The following is a 17,213-nucleotide window of genomic DNA, read 5'->3' as shown; positions in this document are numbered from 1 at the left end:
ATTCTTCCTTATCTCTCTACCTTCCCGCTGCCTTCCTATATTCTTCTTTCCACTTTGCGATTGTCTCGTCGATATTCTCATAGGAGGGCTCCTGGTTTTTAATATAGTCCGGGAGCACGTTATCCGCAAGTTTTACCGCTTCCTGATAAGCGCCCAGGGAGACCGGATCTTCGTTGTTCTGATAGGCTTCCTGGAATTCTTTCGCAGCCTGATGAAAGCTGCCGGTATAGAGATGAGCCACCGCCAGATTGTGTTTCAGGTTTCCATATTCTTTCAGACGCAGGGAGGCAGCCTCCTCACCTTTTAATATATTTTCATATTCCATGGCCGCCAGCGTATATTTTCCATGCGACAGATAGTTATCCCCTTTCATTTTCCGTTTTTCCATGGGGGTATAGTCTTCCATCTTCTGCATGAGATAGACCGTATTCTTCACTTCATTTTCCGTGTAATAATCACAGGCGCCGAGAATTGTACCGACCAGTTCCTCCAGAAGGTTTTCTTTTTCCTTCTGATCCTTCTGGTGACGCAGCCTGGCTGCCAGCTTATCTTCCTTCAATTCCCGTTCCAGCCAGGAAAACAAGGTCTCGTCGAAGGAGTCTGCCTCCATCACATAAATATTCTGATAAATACCGTAGCAAAGCTCTTCCAGCGTATAGACATTCCGGTTGATCGGCTTGAAAAAATATGGCTGCTTTGCGATTGGACCGCTGCACAGAATTACTTTGCCCATCAGGCTCCCTCCTTTCCTCTGATCCGTATTACCTCTGTCCACATCTGCTCGGTTGCCGGGTAAAATTCCCCGAAGCCCTGGTCTTCAATCAGAATCGCAAGTTCATCTTTTTCCGAGTAAGTAAGTTTGATCTGTACCCTTGTCATTTTCCGGGGCCTTTTTTCCAGTCCGGGAAGGGGTATTGCGACTGTTCTGCGCTCTCCGGTGAGTATGTTATTCAGGATAAATTCTACAGACTCCACGTCATCCAGAATCACACAGTACTCTTTCTCCACCTCAAACCAGTTCACGCCTGCGTCGCAGAGAATGACTTCTTCATTTTTCCCTTTATAGAATACAGAACACAGGATTTCATTCACGGTCATATCCTCTGTCAGATACAGGATATCATCCGAACCGGTTCCATTTTCCAGATCCAGGGCATAGTAACAGGCCCCGGCCGCAAATAAATTCTGCCCCAGAAATACTCTTCTGCCCACGCAGAGCTTCGTCAGACAATCCGCTGCCCACTCTCCCTCAAATCCGCTGCCCACCGCGTATACCGTGCTGATCATCTGCCGGTACATAGCCTGCTCCGCAAGATTGGGGAACGCATAAGAAATTTTATTTTTCTCAAGCCGCAGGCTGAAGGGAATCTGCCTGGAATAGTCGGCTGTCTCCAGAGCAGCCAGAATCGGCCTCCTCTTTCGGTTTATACTGGTCTGATAATAAAGCAGTCCTTCTTCCTTATATTCAAACATGGCCACGTTACCGGACCATAATTCTCGTTTCTGATGAAGGGCATAATACTGAAAGCTCTGCCCGTGGCTGCTGATTGTAACCCTGTCTTTGAGCAGTCCCATCTTAGCCAGCGCTCTGGTCACACACCGTACAAGAGGAAGCTTTAATTCCGGAATCGTGACAACAAGCTTCTCAATATACTCTTCCGGAAAACGCTGCTTTAACAGCAGAAGCAGGCGGCGCAGGTATTTCTCCATCAGTTCTTCCGGCTTAAATGCCACGTCATAGATCAGGGTATCTTCCTCCGACAGCGCCTTTTTTAGCATATCGGTGACAGCGATCCCCTCTTCTTCCTCCTGGCAGGTAAGCGCTGCCTGGCCGTAAAGCCACTCTTTTGTCTGCTCCTTCACTCCTACTGCGGTAGGTATAAGCAGCTCATCATCCGGCCCGATTGATTCCGGCTCATTTGTTTTTCGATTGTAATAACAAAGCTGGGAGCAGTGATAATCCAGATCCAGTCCCACCAGAAGAGTTCTCAATTCGCTCATATCCATACCCAACGAAACGCAGGTCTCCCCGCGATACCGCCCCATTCTCCAGGTGGAAAGAAAGGGCAGCGCCGATTTCCTTTCTCTTTCACTTCTTTCACACCCGCCGCCGGGTTTTAACCCTCGGCAGTTCTGTTTCCATCCGCTACAGCAATTTGAATTTCTCCCGGAGCAGCCGGCACATAGCGCTGTATTCCTTCATAAGTACCCGCACCTGCCCTTCTCCGGTATGTTCTCTTGCCCATGTAAGGCGATTTAATGCATGGTACAGGCTCAGTTCCGCGTCTTCCTCGTAACTGTCGGGAATCAGCTGCCATACTTCCCTGTCCTCAGGCTCCCGCCCCTCCTCCAGAATATAATAGGAAAGAACTTCATCCTGAAACAGCACAAACTCTTTAATGAAGATACCTTTATACATATGAGGAATTTCTTCTTCTGTAAATTCCTCCTGATCCCCGATCCTGTAATAAATCATCACATGTTTTCTGGGGTTCGCATGGTACTCCACATAATATTTCTGACAGATCGACGCAGGAATTTCCACCCTGCCCTTTAAATCCTTGAAAAACGGAAAAATGATTCCCTGATCAACAAACTCTTCAATCCATTTACCCACGGTCCTGGCATCCTCAATCGGGAGTATGTTCTGTCTGCCGAACCACTTAATCACCGCCAGCTTACCGATCTCATTTTCTTCGTAAAGCAGGGTATCCTTGATCATTTCGAACAGTTCCTTGCTTTCTCCCCGGTCGTAGTAGAGATACCGGAAGCTGTAATAGCAAAGGAATGATTTTACCAGCTTCGGATCTGGCTTGCCGCTGTGATACCGCAGAAAGAGAGGGACTATTTCATCGATTCCTTCCTCGGTAAACAGTGCCCGGACGATTCTGTCCTCCGCTGTCAGTTCCTTTTTAACCGCCGCCGCTCTTCGGGGCAGATTCAAGGTGAACTGCTCCCCTTCTTCCTCTGTTTCTACAGCCAGCTTCTTAATGTTCAGTACCTGTTGAAGCTGATACAGAGACGGGTCTGCAAACCGCTCGCCATTTTCATTTTCCAGCAAAATGTAAGTATCTTTTTCATTTTGTATCCAGGCCTCTCCCTTAATCAGCGATACCGCATTTTCGGAAGCCGGAGAAACCGTTATGACGTCCCTGAACTTTCTGCTTTTACAGGTTATTTCTACCCTGCGCTGCATCTGAGCCAGCTGATTGACAATCCGCCGGTTTCCCATATTTTCCTCATACAGCAGTTCATAGAGCAGAGGCATCTTCTCATGCATCACTTTTTTATCAAACTGTGTCTTCGTAAAGACCGTAATCTGCTTTTTATAATCGTCATAAGTAGCCGGCAGCAGCGCCCGGTTCTGAATAATATTGTCATACAGGCAGGCCTTCTTCCGGTCTGACAGCCGGCAGTCATAGGCAAAATAAGAATACACGGACGCGTCATAGGGAATTTTCCGGTCTTCGCTCACCGTATTCATATAGAATTCGTACAGTCCGTTGATTTTCAGTCCCTGTTCTACCGCCAGGTCAAACCAGCGAAAATATTTTCCTTCTGCCCGATTGCCCCAGATCAGCATCGTACAGATAGAAGTCAGGATATCCGGTTCCTCATATCTCTCATAAAGTTTCATCAGGTTAGAGAGAAGACGCTTATTAAATGTCTTGGTACGGCTGGCAATATAACAATACTGCATAGCCGTATCCCTGGATAGAAACTCATATTTCATAGCCCAGTTTATTACCTGCAGCTCAAAACGATCCGGTTTCATCAGCAAATATGGGTTCTCATTCAGCGTTTCGGCAGCTTCACAGTATAACATCGGGCTGGTACATCCGTCTTTGAAAATCTTCTGCACCTCGTGCAGCTTCAGTTCCGGCTTCTCCGTATACTTGGAGTCCAGCTGAAACAAAAACCACAGAAGCAGAGGGTGGGGCAGCTGAAAATGATAATAGCCGTCGATAATCTCCGCGGCCTCCGCGGAATTCGCCTCATCCTGCAGAAATACCGCTTTCAGATATAAGTAGGCACAATAGTGCAGCGGTTTGTACTTTTGCAGCACTTCATCATTTTTACCAAGGATGGAGAACATCTTTTCAACATAGGTTGTTCTTCCAGCCACCTGGTTCATATGGATCTCCAGCAGGTCAACCGTCTCGTCTTCCTGATAGCGACTCATCTCAGAAATCACGGACCGGAGACCCTCCACATAGGCCTCCCGGTCAATTCTGCCCATCCTGAAACTCAAGTACAATTTCTCCAGGGTAACAAAATACCGGTGCATCCTTCTCTCCGGCATCTTTTCCTGATCAGCCGTAATATGCACATTCACAGGCACACGTATCATTTTTTCCGCTGTAATAAAACGGAGGCAGCCGGTATGGCTCCCCGGCGAAAGCCTGCAAGGATCAATCACGAATTTAAAGGTATATTCGCTGCTGAAAAAATGTTCCGTCCTGATCTTATTCTGTGTTAACCGGAGGAAATCCCCCTCCGCTTCAACCCTCAGGCTCCCCAGTCCCCAGGTATTCCTGCTGATTGTAATACTCTCCTCAAAAGGGTCCCGGACATCTGTGTACTGCAGAATCTTATTCTCTATTTCAAATTTAAGCGGTTCCTTCAAATGCAGGGCGGTCAGGAATTCCTCCATCGCCCTTCCCTTCATCTTATTCTTCATCAGGCCGTCATAAAGGGGACGGTACTCCGGATGATCGTAAAAAAAGACTCTGGCAAATTCATCAGATGTAAAAATGGAAACCGCCTTTGCGTTATTTTCCTCCGCCAGCACGGCAAATTCTTCAAGGGTCCTGATTTCACTGCCCTCCCAGTTTAGAAAAGGCTTGCATACCATGATGCAAACCGGAAGGCTCAATATACCACAATTGGATACAATCCGGATCACACCCTTTTTTTCTCCGACCTGGCTGTCCAGATCTGCGGCGAAAGAAAAGGAAATCACATTGCTGATTCCCTGAAATCCGTCATAGGGAAAGGACAGGAGCGCATCCTCCGATTCCTGCTCCAGGAGTCCCTTCATCTCTATTCCGTCCTGATTATAGATAATGAAATTGCTTTTATACTTCTGTCCGGCCTGCACACGGAAGCTCAGCGAGTCTACCAGTTCACCGTTTTGTTTTACCAGTATCTTCGGCCGGTCATATTCAAATATCCCTCTGCGGTATCCCCTGATCTTTTTCTCCATGGCTGCTCCTTTGTGCTGCTTGCAATTTCAAGAAAAAACTTTATAATAATTATAGCACTGAATCGGCCTGTATTTCAACATTTCCTGTCGATTTGCCGGGCAATTGGTCGAACTGCAAGTCATAAATACAGGAATGCTCCGTCTATTTACAAAAATTGGATCTGGCAGACCTGTGCCAGGACTCGTGCACACAAATAATAGTCAGCTCTTTGTCTGCCGGCGGCAGCGGAAAGAAGGTTTAAGTATCATGGAACACAAAGACCATTTTCATGGAAGTGATTTAGAATTAATCGAGAAAACCTATGGAATCCCAAAGGAGGACATTACCAGCTTTTCTGCAAATGTGAATCCCCTGGGTGTTTCCTTCGCGCTCCGCAAAACGCTGGCGGAACGGATTGACGTGATTACCGGATATCCGGACAGGGAATATACCTCCCTGCGAAACTGTATCGCGGGCTATGCCGGGACAGTCCCGGGACGCGTTATCGTGGGAAACGGTTCTACAGAACTGATCTCCCTCTTCATTCAGATTAACGCTCCGAAAAAGGCATTGATTATCGGCCCCACCTATTCGGAATATGAAAGGGAGGTCTCGCTGGAAGGCGGACGTTCCCACTATTTCCCGCTGGACGAAAAAGATAACTTTGAATTGAATCTGGATGCCCTTAAGCAGGAATTAACATCGGATGTAGATCTGCTCATCATATGCAATCCCAATAATCCCACCTCCTCGCGTATCACCCGCTCGACGATGCGTAAGGTTCTGGACATCTGTAAAGTCAAAGGTATCTTTGTCATGGTGGATGAAACATATGTGGAATTTGCGGAAGATATGGCAGAAATCACCTCTGTACCTCTGACAAATTACTATAATAACATTTTGATTCTGAGAGGCGTGTCCAAATTCTTCGCAGCGCCCGGCCTCCGGCTCGGTTATGCCATCTGCGGCAACGAAGATCTGATCCGGGAAATCAACCGCCGGAAAAATCCCTGGACCATCAACAGTCTGGCCGTTGTGGCAGGGGAAATTATGTTCTTCGATCAGGATTATATCCGCCAGACCAAAGAACTCATTCACAAGGAGCGCTGCCGTATCCTGGAAAGGCTTCATTCCTGCCCGAATATAAAATGCTATCCCCCATCAGCCAACTTCGTGCTGGTGAGAATACTCAGAGACGACATAACAGCGATGGACTTATTCGAAGCAGCTATCCGGAAAGGGCTGATGATCCGCGACTGTTCTACCTTCCCGTTTCTGGACAGTCATTACTTCCGGTTCTGCTTTATGAGTCCGGAGAAGAACGACGAGCTGCTGGATGTAGTGCTGGGAGCACTGAAATAATGAAAAGGGAAGAGAGAAGAATGAAGAACGGAATTCTTCAAATTTTGAAAGCGGAGAAAGAATACATCTTTCTCCGCCTTCTTTTCACTATTCCTTATTCATTATTCCTTCATCTTAACGATCTCTTTCCGTTATTCATTCTTCATTATTCACTCTTCATTCTTCCCTGTTCACTCTTCCTTCATCTTAACGATCTCTTTCCGTTATTCATCCTTCCTTATTCACTCTTCATTATTCCCTCTTCACTCTTCCTTCATCTTAACGATCTCTTTCCGTTATTCATTCTTCATTATTCACTCTTCCTTCTTCATTACTCTCATTTTTCCCCAATCACACACATCTGCTTCTTATCGCTTATAATGGCCTCCGCCTTACTGTAACCGGCGGCCAGCAGATCCCGTTTCATGGACTCGTCTGTTGGAACGGTAAACCCGGCGATCCGCTCATAAGTTTCCCATTCTTCTGAGTTGTCCTCATCTTTGATTGAATTAAAGATCAGAAGAATTTTCCCGCCCGGTTTTAAGGTTCTGCGTATCTCAGCCAGGTCATTGATCTGATCGGGCCAGAAATAATAGGTTTCCACAGCGGTCACCACATCAAACATATCATCCGGGAACGGCAGTTCCGAGACGCTGCCCCACTGTATTTTCACCCGGCCTTCTTCTACAGAACGGGCATTAAATTTCTTCGATTCTTCTACCGATAATTCCGAATAATCCACACCATATATGGTTCCTTCGCTGACAATCGCTGCAAGCTTAGAAATCGTATTTCCGCCGCCGCACCCCACATCCAGCACAGTATCATTCGGCCGGAATTCCACCTTTGTAAGGCCCCATTCCGTCACCTCATTGTGATCCTGGTTCATGGCATCAATCATTTTCTTGCCCCATTCTCCCTGGGGTTTCGCAGCATTTAATACCAGTTCTTCTTCTCTCATTGCCCTTTTCTCTCCTGATTCTGATTTTTTCTGCAGATAAAAAATAGAACTCACTAACAGAAGGAAAATGCGCCTAACGGCGCATCTTCCTTCCGAATATCTATTATAATGATAGCGGTTACTGTTTTTAATGTCAAGCCACTATTGTTATGATTACTTAAACAGCCAGGATAACAAATTATATTTTCCAAAAATACACACCGCAATCAGAGAAACTGTTGCCATAATTTTAATCAGGATATCCAGGGACGGACCAACCGTATCTTTTAACGGATCACCAATGGTATCACCTACAACGGCTGCGCTGTGGGCTTCCCCACCCTTCTTTTCCCCTTTCAGGCTTCCAGACTCAATGAATTTCTTCGCATTATCCCAGGCGCCGCCTGCATTTGCGGTAAAGAGCGCCAGCATAATTGCTGAGATTGTCGCACCAATCAGGACGCCGCCCACAAAGTCGGCTCCAAATAGGAATCCACTGACCAGGGGAGTCGCAATTGAAACTACAACCGGCATTTTCATTTCCGCAAGAGCTCCCTTGCTGGATATCTCGATACAACGGTTATAGTCCGGTTTTACCGTTCCCTTCATAATTCCAGGTTTCTCTTTAAACTGTCTTCTGACTTCATCTACCATATGGCCTGCACTCTTTGCCACAGCCTTGATCAGCATGCCGGAGAACAGATAAGGCAAAACCGCACCCACGAAGGCACCCGCCAGAGTCAGGCTGTTGACGATATTCAGTTCCGGCTGGAGCGCGTTCGTCCCGGCTCCCTGGGTATGAATAAAGGATGCCAGCAGCGACAATGCCGCCAGGGCTGCAGAGCCAATAGCAAATCCCTTGCCTACCGCAGCCGTAGTATTGCCTACAGAATCCAGCTGGTCCGTAATGTGTCTGACATCTTCATCCAGTTCGCACATCTCACTGATTCCGCCCGCATTATCTGCAATCGGCCCATAGGTATCCACGGAAACGGTAGCCGCTACAAAGGAAAGCATGCCTACTGCCGCCATAGCCACACCGTACAGTCCGGCCAGGGCATTTGCAGCAATCGTAGTCGCCGCCAGAACCAGTACCGGGAAGAAAGCAGATTTCATGCCCAAGGCAAGACCGGAGGTAACAACCAGCGCAGTCCCTTCTTTCGCCGTATTGGCCACCTCTCTTGTGGACTTATAGTCATAGCTGGTATAGTACTCCGCCAGAAGTCCGATAACAATTCCGGCCACGATACCTACCACCGCACTGAACCAGGGTGACAGAAAACCGCATTGAAAGCCTATCGAACTAAGATCGCCCGCAGACATCTGCCTGAACACCAGCCAGGTTATAATGCCGCCTCCGGCAATGGTAAGAAACGCGCTGATGAACAGCGACGTATTTAACTCCTTATGGGGATTTTCACTCTGCTTTTTAAAGATTACGTATGCAATACCCAGCACACATGCCACCAGGCCGGCCGCCGCAAAGTAAACTGGATAGATAACCAGTTTTGATATCATCGCATCAGAGATAGGGGCGGCTCCCGCAGCCTCTCCGCTTCTGGTAAACATAAACGTATAAACGCAGAAAACAACGCCGGAAACAATAGCACCTACAAAGCTTTCCAGCAGATCACTTCCCAGACCGGCAACGTCGCCTACATTGTCGCCCACATTATCTGCAATGGTTGCCGGATTCCGGTAATCATCCTCCGGGATACCTACTTCCGTTTTTCCCACCAGATCAGCCCCCATGTCGGCAGCCTTGGTATAAATACCGCCGCCCACACGATTGAACATAGCCACAATGGAACAGCCCAGGGCATAGGATGTAACGCTCATGGCAAATGGAATAAAACTGATGCCCAGCCAGTTCGTCTTGTTTAACATAAGCATCTCCGGGCTCAGCTGATTCAGTCCCATTCCGAAGATAAGATACACCAGCAGCAGCCCCAGAAGGGCAAAACCGGCGACGCACAGGCCCATAACGCTGCCGCCCTGAAATGCCACCTTCAGTGTTCTCCCTATTTTCTTCGTCTCCCTGGCCTCGTTAGAAACGCGTACATTGGCTATCGTTGCGATCTTCATCCCAATATAGCCCGCAAGTGCACTCATGATGGTCCCGATCAGGAATGCACAACCCGCATACCAGCTGATCAGTATCATCAGCAAAGCTGTAATACCTGCAACGGCAAAAGCGATAATCCTGTACTCATTCCTCACAAAGGTTTGAGCCCCCTCGTGAATGATTCCCGCCACTTCCGCCATCTTTTCCGTACCTTCTTTTCTCTTTTTGACGGCAAAATAATTAAAGCAGGCAAACGACAGAGCCAGAATTATTGCTACGATCAGCAATGCAATCATAATGTTCATCTCCCTCCAAATAGTCCGGCATTTATCCCCATGCCGGTTAAACTTTGTGCAAGTTGCCAGACAAATGGCCATCTTGCCATAACCCTTTGGATATTATTATAGTACTAAATTGTTAATATTGCCATATCTTTTCAAATTGTCAGAATAAATATTTGTTATGAGATCATTATTCTTTCTTCTGGCTGTATCAGCGTATGGATAAAAAATCTGACATAAAAAAAACAGGATATCTTTCCGCTCTTTACAGCGTTATGATGATCCTGTTTCTTCTCATTCTATTATAGGTAATCAGCGTATTCTCTCTGGAAAACCAATTTTCTTCTGCACCTTGCGCAGTGTCTTATTGGCCAGATAGTTTGCTCTCTCAGCATTATTTTTAATGATACCGTCAAGATATGCCTTATCCGCTGCGATCTGTGCACAGCGCTCCTGCAATGGCTTAAGAACACTTACAACTGCCTCTCCAACCGCCAGCTTAAACTCTCCATAGCCTTTTCCGTCAAATTCCCGTTCAATTGAAGCAGAATCCTTGCCGGTTACAGCGCCGAAAATATTCATCAGATTCTGAATGCCCGGCTTGTCATCGGAATAAATCACTTCGCTGCCGGAATCGGTAACGGCACGTTTGAATTTCCGGATCACCGTATCCGGATCATCCATCAGATAAATACTTCCGTTCGGATTCTCATCTGATTTGGACATTTTCTTCTCAGGCTCCTGGAGACTCATAATTTTCGCTCCTACCTTGCCGATATATGGCTCCGGTATGGTAAACACATCCCCATAAATTCCGTTAAAACGAGCCGCAATATCTCTGGTCAGCTCCAGATGCTGCTTCTGGTCCACACCCACCGGCACCACATCGGCCTGATAGAGCAGGATGTCCGCCGCCATTAAAACCGGATAGGTAAAAAGCCCGGCATTGATATTGTCAGCATGCTTTGCAGACTTATCTTTAAACTGTGTCATACGGCTCAGCTCGCCCATATAGGTGAAGCAGCTTAAAATCCAGCTCAGTTCCGCATGGGCAGGAACGTGCGACTGATAATAAATTATATTTTTCTCTGGGTCCAGACCCGCGGCAATATAAAGTCCCAGCAGAGCTCTCGCTCTCTTGCGCAGTGTTGCAGGGTCCTGTCTGACCGTGATGGAGTGTTCATCTACAACACAAAATAAGCAGTTATATTCTTCATTCAGGCCCACCCAGTTTTTCAGCGCCCCCAGATAATTTCCAAGAGTCAGATTTCCGGTCGCCTGCATTCCGCTGAACAGCATTTTTTCTCCGTTTAACATTCCAAATCCCAAACCTTTCTTAACCAGGCCTGCCGCCCGGCTTTTCTGTCATATCCTGATCTTCTCGTAGTTTATCACAGAAAAGAAGGCAAGTAAAGTAGATTCCCGGCGCCGGTACTGCACCGATTTAGAAGGCCAGCTTTTCGGCTTTGCTGCTGCAATGGAACTTCCATTATGAACTTCCTCTCCTGACGGCATACTAAGAGCTGCTGCAAGCATGCAGCAGCTCTGATACAGTATTGTCTTAATATTTATCCCAGTGCAGTAAATCCTCTTCATACTGGGTTCTCGGTTCTTTCTCTTCTGCCGGATAGCCCACATAGCACATTCCTACCGGCACCACGTCCTCCGGAAGGTGTACGGCATTTCGTATCACTTCAATTTTTTCCTGGTCCGCGTGAACACCAATCCACACAGTGCCCAGATCATAAGCCAGAGCTCCCAGCAGGATATTTTCCATGGCTGCGCTGCAGTCCTGAATCCAGTATGTCTCACCCTCCGCAAATGCCTTTTTGTTACCGCAGACAATGATCGCCGCCGGAGCATTCATCTTTGCATACTGCAGATTTTTACGGAACTGATCAATAACCGCCTCGTCCGTTACCACCACGAATTCCCAGGGTCTGGCATTTCTTGCAGACGGCGCTGCTGTGGCAAGTTTGATCAATTCAGTCAGAGTTTCCCTGTCAACCTTCTGTTCCGTATATTTACGGATACTTCTTCTGCCATAAATTGCGTCAGTTACTGATATCATGTGCATTACCTCCCTTTTATTTCACAGAAGCCGTTTAAGTTCCAGCTTCTATCATTTCTTTCCGGTCTCATGTTCGGCTTTTCTATACATCCCTTTTTACTCACTTCGTCGTATTTTTAAATTAAGTATAGCATAAATTTTACATGTAAACGCAAAAAGATTCCATCCCGGTATACCAAGATGGAATCCCCCTTTTATATTAAAAGCAGGGTTCTGGATAGAACACTTGCTTGAAATATAGAATTTATTCTTTTGTCTTAGGCTGAAAAATAACAGAGGCCAGATAGCCAAAGATCAGGGCTGCCGATATGCCCACAGCCGATGCGGTGAATCCGCCCTTAAACAATCCGATAAAGCCTTCTTTATCAATTGCTTCTTTTACCCCTTTAAATAAGGTATTGCCAAATCCCAGCAGCGGTACACTGGCTCCGGCTCCGGCAAAGTCCACAAGCGGCTGATAGACTCCAATCAATCCAAGCAGTCCGCCGAGACACACCAGAATCACCATGATCCTTCCGGGCATCAGCTTTGTATTATCCATAAGGATCTGGACCAGAAAACAGATTAATCCGCCCACCCAGAACGCATTGAGATATTCCATATGATATACCATCCTTTCACTTTTTATACCCATCACAGGCTTACAATTTTTTACCTGACCCGGCAAATCAATCTATAACTTCCAGCATGACACCATGGGCGATGCCAGGTACCGAATTTCCTTCATTAAAGCTGGTAGGAGACAGCAATGCTCCTGTGGGTACAAAGAGAACTCTCTTCCATTCGCCAGCCTGCATTTTCTTTGTTACCAGGCCGGTCAGAGTAATCGCACTGCACGCACAGCCGCTGCCGCCGGCGTGCGTATCCTGGTTTTCTTTATCGTAGATCTCCACCCCGCAGTCCATATGCACTGCACGGATATCATGTCCCTTTGCTTCCATCATATCGCCCAGAATATCTTTGCCGATATATCCCAGATCACCCGTAATGATACGGTCATAATAATCCGCTTCCACACCGAAATCTTCCAGATTCTGATAGATTACATCCGCTGCCGCCGGAGCCATACAGGCTCCCATATTCATGGAATCCTTTACTCCATAATCCCGAATCTTGCCGGTGGTTATACCAGTTATTCTAATATTAAATTTTCCCTTTTCCCGGCCGATTACGACAGCGCCGCTTCCGGTAACCGTCCATGTAGAGGAAAGCGGACGCTGGTTTCCGTATCCCAGCGGAAAACGGAACTGTTTCTCGGCACTGGCAAAATGACTGGATGTCAGGGCCACGAGTTTATCGGCATAACCGCCTTCCACCAGCATGGCTCCTAACGCCATTGATTCGCCCATGGTGGAGCAGGCGCCATAAACGCCGAACATGGGAATATCCAGACTCATTATTCCAAAAGAAGTCGCAATCAGCTGTCCCAGCAGGTCGCCGGCTATAATATAATTCATATCTTCCGGTTTAAGCCCTGCCCGGTCTATTGCCATCTCGGCAGCCAGACGCTGCATATTGCTTTCCGCTGCCTCCCAGCTGTCTGTCCCTACAGTTGGATCATTATCAATATAATCAAAGTATTTCCCCAGAGGTCCCTCTCCCTCTTTTTTTCCTGCGACAGAGGACCAGCCTATTAAATACGGCGGTTTCTGGAATGCGATACTTTGCTGCCCTTTTCGTTTCGACTGTACCATAGATGTCTACCTATGCATCGCTGCGGTTTATCACATTCACAGCGCCTGCATGAATCCTTTCTTTCTATATTCTTATAAAATACCAAAACTTTTTAAAATCATATAAATGATTCCATAAAGCCAGGAAGAAAAAATACCATATAAAATAACTGGTCCGGCTATGGTAAAGATTTTACAGCCAATACCAAAAACCTGGCCCTCTTTCTGATATTCAATCGCAGGCGCTACCACGGAATTGGCAAATCCGGTAATTGGCACAACCGTACCCGCCCCGCCGAATTTAGCCAGCTTCGGATAAATGTTAAATCCGGTCAGCGTCACACTCAAAAAGATCAATACCAGCATGTTATAGGCAGCCGCCAGATCTTTGTCCGCTCCCATTGCCATAAAACGATTGATAATAAATTGTCCGATTGTACAAATAATTCCTCCGATCAGGAATGCTTTGCAGGCATTTAGAAACCAGTTGTGAGTAGGAGTTTTTTCTTTGACATATTGGTTATATTTTTTGTCCCTTTCCAGCTCATCCTGCTCATTTAAAACTTCTTTGATATCTGTCATCTTATCGTCTTACCTTTCTTCTATGGATTTATAATTAATTGATAGATGGAACCCAGCATTTTACCTATCGCTATACTGATCAATACCATAGGCAGCCCGTACCGCAGCTTCACCCGGGTAATCAATACCGGTATCACTCTCAGCACCTCTGCCAGCGCAACAGCCAGGCATCCCACAAAAACTCCGGAAAAAAATCCGTAACAAATCAGTCCCGGAATTCCAATCGGCACTTTAAATTGAAAGATGCTTACAATATTGCCGATTGTTCCGCCGAGAATAATCATATCCTCGTAAAGCATCCCCCGGTTCGCTGTCTTCGTTTTTGCCGCCAGACGCGGAATTATTCCGATCATGGTAATAAAGGAAAATACTCCCGCGGAAACCGCTGTCCCGGCGGCCAGGCCCACAACTCCCAGCAAAAGATTTTTAAACATCAATCTTTTTCCCCTCTCTTTCCGCGCGGTTGATCAGGGCTTTATTGGTATCCTCTTCATAATTGCACATTTCAATCTGTATCGGCGTAGGATCGTTGTGCAGCCTGATTTTGGAAAAGTGGTTAAAGAAAACAATGATTCCCAGTGCAAGGCCGATACTGTAGGTAATTTCCATAATATAGTAGTCGCTGCCCGCAGTGCCGGTAACGAGTTCATAAAATTTCTGAAATACGTCCGCCACACTGACATCAGCATTAAATGTCATGATTGTAAATGCGGCTCCGAAGAATACCGTCAGGCAAACGAACGTTGTTTTTAAGTATTCTTTCCATTTTTTATGTTTACCCGGTACCTTGTAGCTTAAAACAAAGTCTGTTTCTCCCATATTGATAACTTCAGCATTGGGATAAGCTTTCGTAATCATCTCCACTATCTTCATCACGGAATACATATGTTTTACGTCTTCCTGGGACTTGATAACGGCGACTACAAGCTTATTCAAATCGTTTACCATTTTGGTATTCGCGCTATACAGTGTGGCAATGTCCTGCAAAAATACCTTTTTGTTGGTGACTTCGATATTTTGTTCTATTTTTATATAAACGAGATCGTCTTTCATGATGGTTCCCCGCTCCTTTCTTATTTAGAATTCGACAGGTCTGACCTCCCTTGTTTCCTTATATTGAATAAATGTTTGATCCCTTTTCTGAGCCAGGTAAGCTCGCTTGGGGCTTCGCCCCATATAACCAATACAAAAACCTTTTCGAAAAGCAAGCTTTTGAATGTTTTACTTCCTGAACCACGCAAGCTCGCTTCCCTTCAGTCAGCTCGCTTGAGGCTTCGCCTCATATAAGTCAATAAGAAAGCATCTCGAAAAGTAAACTTTTCGAATCTGTTTTCTTACTGACTTATGCGTGGTTCAGGGTAACAATAAAGGAAGGCATTGTTTTATGCCTTCCTAGTATTTGCACTTATTTCCTAAATCATACTTTGCCGCATGGTTTCCAGTATTTTTTTCTCCAGCCGCGATACCTGAACCTGCGAGATTCCCATCTCTCTGGCAATATCTGTCTGGGTTTTGTTCATAAAATATCTCATTTTTATAAGTCTCTGTTCTTTCTCTCCCATTTTTTCCAACATTTCTTTTAACGCCAGATGATTTAACACTCTCTCATTTTCATCTTTTGTTTCTCTTATTTTATCCATTAAATAAATTGGATTGCCATCTCCCTGATAAACCGTTTTGTTCAAAGATTCTACTTCCGCGCCGGCTTCTAGGGCCAGCACTATATTTTCCTGTGGTTCCTGCATTTCTTCGCTTATCTCATCCAGAGTCGGTTCTCTGCCTAACTTGCGTTCCAATGTTTCCTGCATAATCCGCACCCTGGTTGCCGTCTCCTTAAGAGTACGGCTTACTTTAATCATACCATCATCTCTGAGAAATCGTTTGATCTCCCCTGTTATCATAGGAATTGCGTAGGTCGAAAAGCGAACATCAAAGCTCAGATCGAATTTATCAATTGCTTTGATCAGCCCGATTACACCAATTTGAAATAAGTCTTCCGGATCATAACCACGGCCTGTAAATCTTCTGACCGTACTCCAGACCAATCCTACATTTTCTGTGATAACCTGATTTCTGGCCTCTTTATCTCCCTGTTTGGAACGGCGAATAAGTTCTATTGTATCCATACTTTCCTCCATTCATCAGAACTTAATGAGACCCTATTTTTTTATTCATTTTTACCGTGGTTCCTTCACCTGGAACCGAGATAACCTCCAGTTCATCCATAAAGGCCTCCATAAAGGCAAATCCCATGCCTGACCGCTCCATTTCCGGCCGGGTTGTATAAAGTGGTTCCATCGCCTTTTCGATGTCCGATATCCCCACTCCATGATCTGTTACCTCTATGTAAAGTACGTTATCATCCAATTTACATTTCATCTGGATGTTTCCCGGCGCATCCGGATAACCATGGATCACACAGTTCGTCACTGCTTCCGAAACAGCTGTTTTCACATCTGCCAGTTCCTCTATCGTGGGATCTAATCGAGTCATATAAGCAGAAACCACCACTCTGGCCAAACTTTCGTTTTCCGACTGGCTGCCAAACTCCAAAATTATTTCGTTATTTTCTTTCATTCCTGTTTCCTCCCGTTTATTCTTTTCTCCCATATTTCCTGCATCTGCTGCCATTGTTTATTCCTCCAGATTTTCTAAGGCATCTTCAATGGTGTCATATTTATCCAGTATTTTGTAAAGACCCGACAATTTAAAGATTCGGTCAACCTGCGGACGTATACCCGTTACAGCCGTTTTACCGCCTGTAAAAATAACTTGTTTGTACCGTCCCATAATCACCCCTATACCTGAACTGTCCATAAAATCAACCTGCGAGAAATCAAAAATAAGATTTTTGAGGTTTTTATTTTCGATCAGCCGGTCCGCCTCCTGACGAATGGTAACTGCGTTATGATGGTCCAGATCCTCCAGCAGCCGTATAACCAGGCATTTTCCAACAATTTCGAATCCTGCTCCCATGTTAGTTCCTCCTTCTATTTGTAAACTCCCCTTTGATAAAGAGTTAAAAAGCTAATTTTGTAAAACTTCGCCCCATATAAGCAATACAAAAACCTTTT

Annotated in this window: 16 protein-coding genes; 1 reads left to right on the top strand and 15 read right to left on the bottom strand. The window is 45.9% G+C overall.

Features of this window, described 5'->3' with window-relative positions:
- Nucleotides 1–16: 16 nt before the first annotated feature.
- The 3 genes from ABCW47_RS14120 to ABCW47_RS14110 all read right to left on the bottom strand — a co-directional run bounded on the left by ABCW47_RS14120 (nt 17) and on the right by ABCW47_RS14110 (nt 5,206).
- Nucleotides 17–733, bottom strand: coding sequence for a hypothetical protein (locus ABCW47_RS14120; RefSeq protein WP_343210583.1), 717 nt, complete (start codon nt 731–733; stop codon nt 17–19).
- Nucleotides 733–2,001: a DUF5716 family protein gene (locus ABCW47_RS14115; protein WP_343210582.1), complete on the bottom strand. Its 1,269-nt coding sequence runs from the start codon at nt 1,999–2,001 to the stop codon at nt 733–735. The genes ABCW47_RS14120 and ABCW47_RS14115 overlap by 1 nt, the downstream gene beginning before the upstream one ends.
- 145 nt (nt 2,002–2,146) lie before the next feature.
- Entirely contained in the window at nt 2,147–5,206 is a 3,060-nt protein-coding gene (locus ABCW47_RS14110; RefSeq protein ID WP_343210581.1) for a DUF5717 family protein, read from the bottom strand.
- Between the two features lie 244 nt (nt 5,207–5,450).
- Between ABCW47_RS14110 and ABCW47_RS14105 the strand changes: the two genes are divergently transcribed.
- A complete protein-coding gene (locus ABCW47_RS14105) occupies nt 5,451–6,548 on the top strand; it encodes a pyridoxal phosphate-dependent aminotransferase (protein WP_343210608.1) in 1,098 nt (365 codons plus the stop codon).
- A gap of 316 nt (nt 6,549–6,864) precedes the next feature.
- On the opposite strand, the gene ABCW47_RS14100 is transcribed toward ABCW47_RS14105, so the two are convergent.
- From ABCW47_RS14100 to spoIIAA, 12 genes are all read right to left on the bottom strand, one after another.
- The gene (locus ABCW47_RS14100) at nt 6,865–7,488 is read right to left on the bottom strand and encodes a class I SAM-dependent methyltransferase (RefSeq protein WP_343210580.1); all 624 of its coding nucleotides are present in this window, start codon (nt 7,486–7,488) and stop codon (nt 6,865–6,867) included.
- A gap of 153 nt (nt 7,489–7,641) precedes the next feature.
- Nucleotides 7,642–9,828 (bottom strand): sodium-translocating pyrophosphatase, encoded by a 2,187-nt coding sequence (locus ABCW47_RS14095; RefSeq protein WP_343210579.1) that lies wholly within the window; start codon nt 9,826–9,828, stop codon nt 7,642–7,644.
- A gap of 297 nt (nt 9,829–10,125) precedes the next feature.
- Nucleotides 10,126–11,130, bottom strand: a complete 1,005-nt coding sequence (gene trpS / locus ABCW47_RS14090; RefSeq protein WP_343210578.1) for a tryptophan--tRNA ligase — start codon at nt 11,128–11,130, stop codon at nt 10,126–10,128.
- Nucleotides 11,131–11,374: 244 nt separating this feature from the next.
- Nucleotides 11,375–11,884 (bottom strand): nitroreductase family protein, encoded by a 510-nt coding sequence (locus ABCW47_RS14085; RefSeq protein ID WP_343210577.1) that lies wholly within the window; start codon nt 11,882–11,884, stop codon nt 11,375–11,377.
- Nucleotides 11,885–12,128: 244 nt separating this feature from the next.
- The gene (gene spoVAE / locus ABCW47_RS14080; RefSeq protein WP_343210576.1) at nt 12,129–12,485 is read right to left on the bottom strand and encodes a stage V sporulation protein AE; all 357 of its coding nucleotides are present in this window, start codon (nt 12,483–12,485) and stop codon (nt 12,129–12,131) included.
- A gap of 67 nt (nt 12,486–12,552) precedes the next feature.
- Nucleotides 12,553–13,578, bottom strand: a complete 1,026-nt coding sequence (spoVAD, locus tag ABCW47_RS14075) for a stage V sporulation protein AD (protein ID WP_343210575.1) — start codon at nt 13,576–13,578, stop codon at nt 12,553–12,555.
- 72 nt (nt 13,579–13,650) lie between these two features.
- Entirely contained in the window at nt 13,651–14,139 is a 489-nt protein-coding gene (locus ABCW47_RS14070) for a SpoVA/SpoVAEb family sporulation membrane protein (protein ID WP_343210574.1), read from the bottom strand.
- A 20-nt stretch (nt 14,140–14,159) separates the two neighbouring features.
- Nucleotides 14,160–14,573 carry a stage V sporulation protein AB gene (locus tag ABCW47_RS14065; RefSeq protein ID WP_343210573.1) on the bottom strand — a complete coding sequence of 138 codons (414 nt, stop codon included), beginning with the start codon at nt 14,571–14,573 and terminating at the stop codon, nt 14,160–14,162.
- Nucleotides 14,566–15,192: a stage V sporulation protein AA gene (locus ABCW47_RS14060; protein ID WP_343210572.1), complete on the bottom strand. Its 627-nt coding sequence runs from the start codon at nt 15,190–15,192 to the stop codon at nt 14,566–14,568. The genes ABCW47_RS14065 and ABCW47_RS14060 overlap by 8 nt, the downstream gene beginning before the upstream one ends.
- Nucleotides 15,193–15,551: 359 nt before the next feature.
- Nucleotides 15,552–16,265: an RNA polymerase sporulation sigma factor SigF gene (gene sigF / locus ABCW47_RS14055; RefSeq protein ID WP_343210571.1), complete on the bottom strand. Its 714-nt coding sequence runs from the start codon at nt 16,263–16,265 to the stop codon at nt 15,552–15,554.
- A gap of 22 nt (nt 16,266–16,287) precedes the next feature.
- Nucleotides 16,288–16,716 carry an anti-sigma F factor gene (gene spoIIAB / locus ABCW47_RS14050; protein ID WP_343210607.1) on the bottom strand — a complete coding sequence of 143 codons (429 nt, stop codon included), beginning with the start codon at nt 16,714–16,716 and terminating at the stop codon, nt 16,288–16,290.
- A 57-nt stretch (nt 16,717–16,773) separates the two neighbouring features.
- Complete coding sequence (gene spoIIAA / locus ABCW47_RS14045; RefSeq protein WP_343210570.1) at nt 16,774–17,115, bottom strand: anti-sigma F factor antagonist; 342 nt, start codon at nt 17,113–17,115, stop codon at nt 16,774–16,776.
- Nucleotides 17,116–17,213 lie beyond the last annotated feature (98 nt).

It is taken from the genome of Anaerolentibacter hominis (assembly GCF_032380675.1).
In the GTDB taxonomy this organism is placed as follows: Bacteria; Bacillota; Clostridia; order Lachnospirales; family Lachnospiraceae; genus Anaerolentibacter; species Anaerolentibacter hominis.
The sequence above is the reverse complement of the archived record's forward strand: the minus strand, read 5'-3'. Positions and strand labels throughout refer to the sequence as shown.

Excerpts from the sequence above, each read along its gene's own strand:
- ABCW47_RS14100 (WP_343210580.1), bottom strand. The coding sequence starts at position 7,488 with ATGAGAGAAGAAGAACTGGTATTAAATGCTGCGAAACCCCAGGGAGAA.
- trpS (WP_343210578.1), bottom strand. The coding sequence starts at position 11,130 with ATGTTAAACGGAGAAAAAATGCTGTTCAGCGGAATGCAGGCGACCGGA.
- ABCW47_RS14060 (WP_343210572.1), bottom strand. The coding sequence starts at position 15,192 with ATGAAAGACGATCTCGTTTATATAAAAATAGAACAAAATATCGAAGTC.
- ABCW47_RS14085 (WP_343210577.1), bottom strand. The coding sequence starts at position 11,884 with ATGATATCAGTAACTGACGCAATTTATGGCAGAAGAAGTATCCGTAAA.
- ABCW47_RS14070 (WP_343210574.1), bottom strand. The coding sequence starts at position 14,139 with ATGACAGATATCAAAGAAGTTTTAAATGAGCAGGATGAGCTGGAAAGG.
- ABCW47_RS14095 (WP_343210579.1), bottom strand. The coding sequence starts at position 9,828 with ATGATTGCATTGCTGATCGTAGCAATAATTCTGGCTCTGTCGTTTGCC.
- ABCW47_RS14115 (WP_343210582.1), bottom strand. The coding sequence starts at position 2,001 with ATGAGCGAATTGAGAACTCTTCTGGTGGGACTGGATCTGGATTATCAC.
- spoVAE (WP_343210576.1), bottom strand. The coding sequence starts at position 12,485 with ATGGAATATCTCAATGCGTTCTGGGTGGGCGGATTAATCTGTTTTCTG.
- ABCW47_RS14120 (WP_343210583.1), bottom strand. The coding sequence starts at position 733 with ATGGGCAAAGTAATTCTGTGCAGCGGTCCAATCGCAAAGCAGCCATAT.
- spoIIAA (WP_343210570.1), bottom strand. The coding sequence starts at position 17,115 with ATGGGAGCAGGATTCGAAATTGTTGGAAAATGCCTGGTTATACGGCTG.
- spoVAD (WP_343210575.1), bottom strand. The coding sequence starts at position 13,578 with ATGGTACAGTCGAAACGAAAAGGGCAGCAAAGTATCGCATTCCAGAAA.
- sigF (WP_343210571.1), bottom strand. The coding sequence starts at position 16,265 with ATGGATACAATAGAACTTATTCGCCGTTCCAAACAGGGAGATAAAGAG.
- ABCW47_RS14110 (WP_343210581.1), bottom strand. The coding sequence starts at position 5,206 with ATGGAGAAAAAGATCAGGGGATACCGCAGAGGGATATTTGAATATGAC.
- spoIIAB (WP_343210607.1), bottom strand. The coding sequence starts at position 16,716 with ATGAAAGAAAATAACGAAATAATTTTGGAGTTTGGCAGCCAGTCGGAA.
- ABCW47_RS14065 (WP_343210573.1), bottom strand. The coding sequence starts at position 14,573 with ATGTTTAAAAATCTTTTGCTGGGAGTTGTGGGCCTGGCCGCCGGGACA.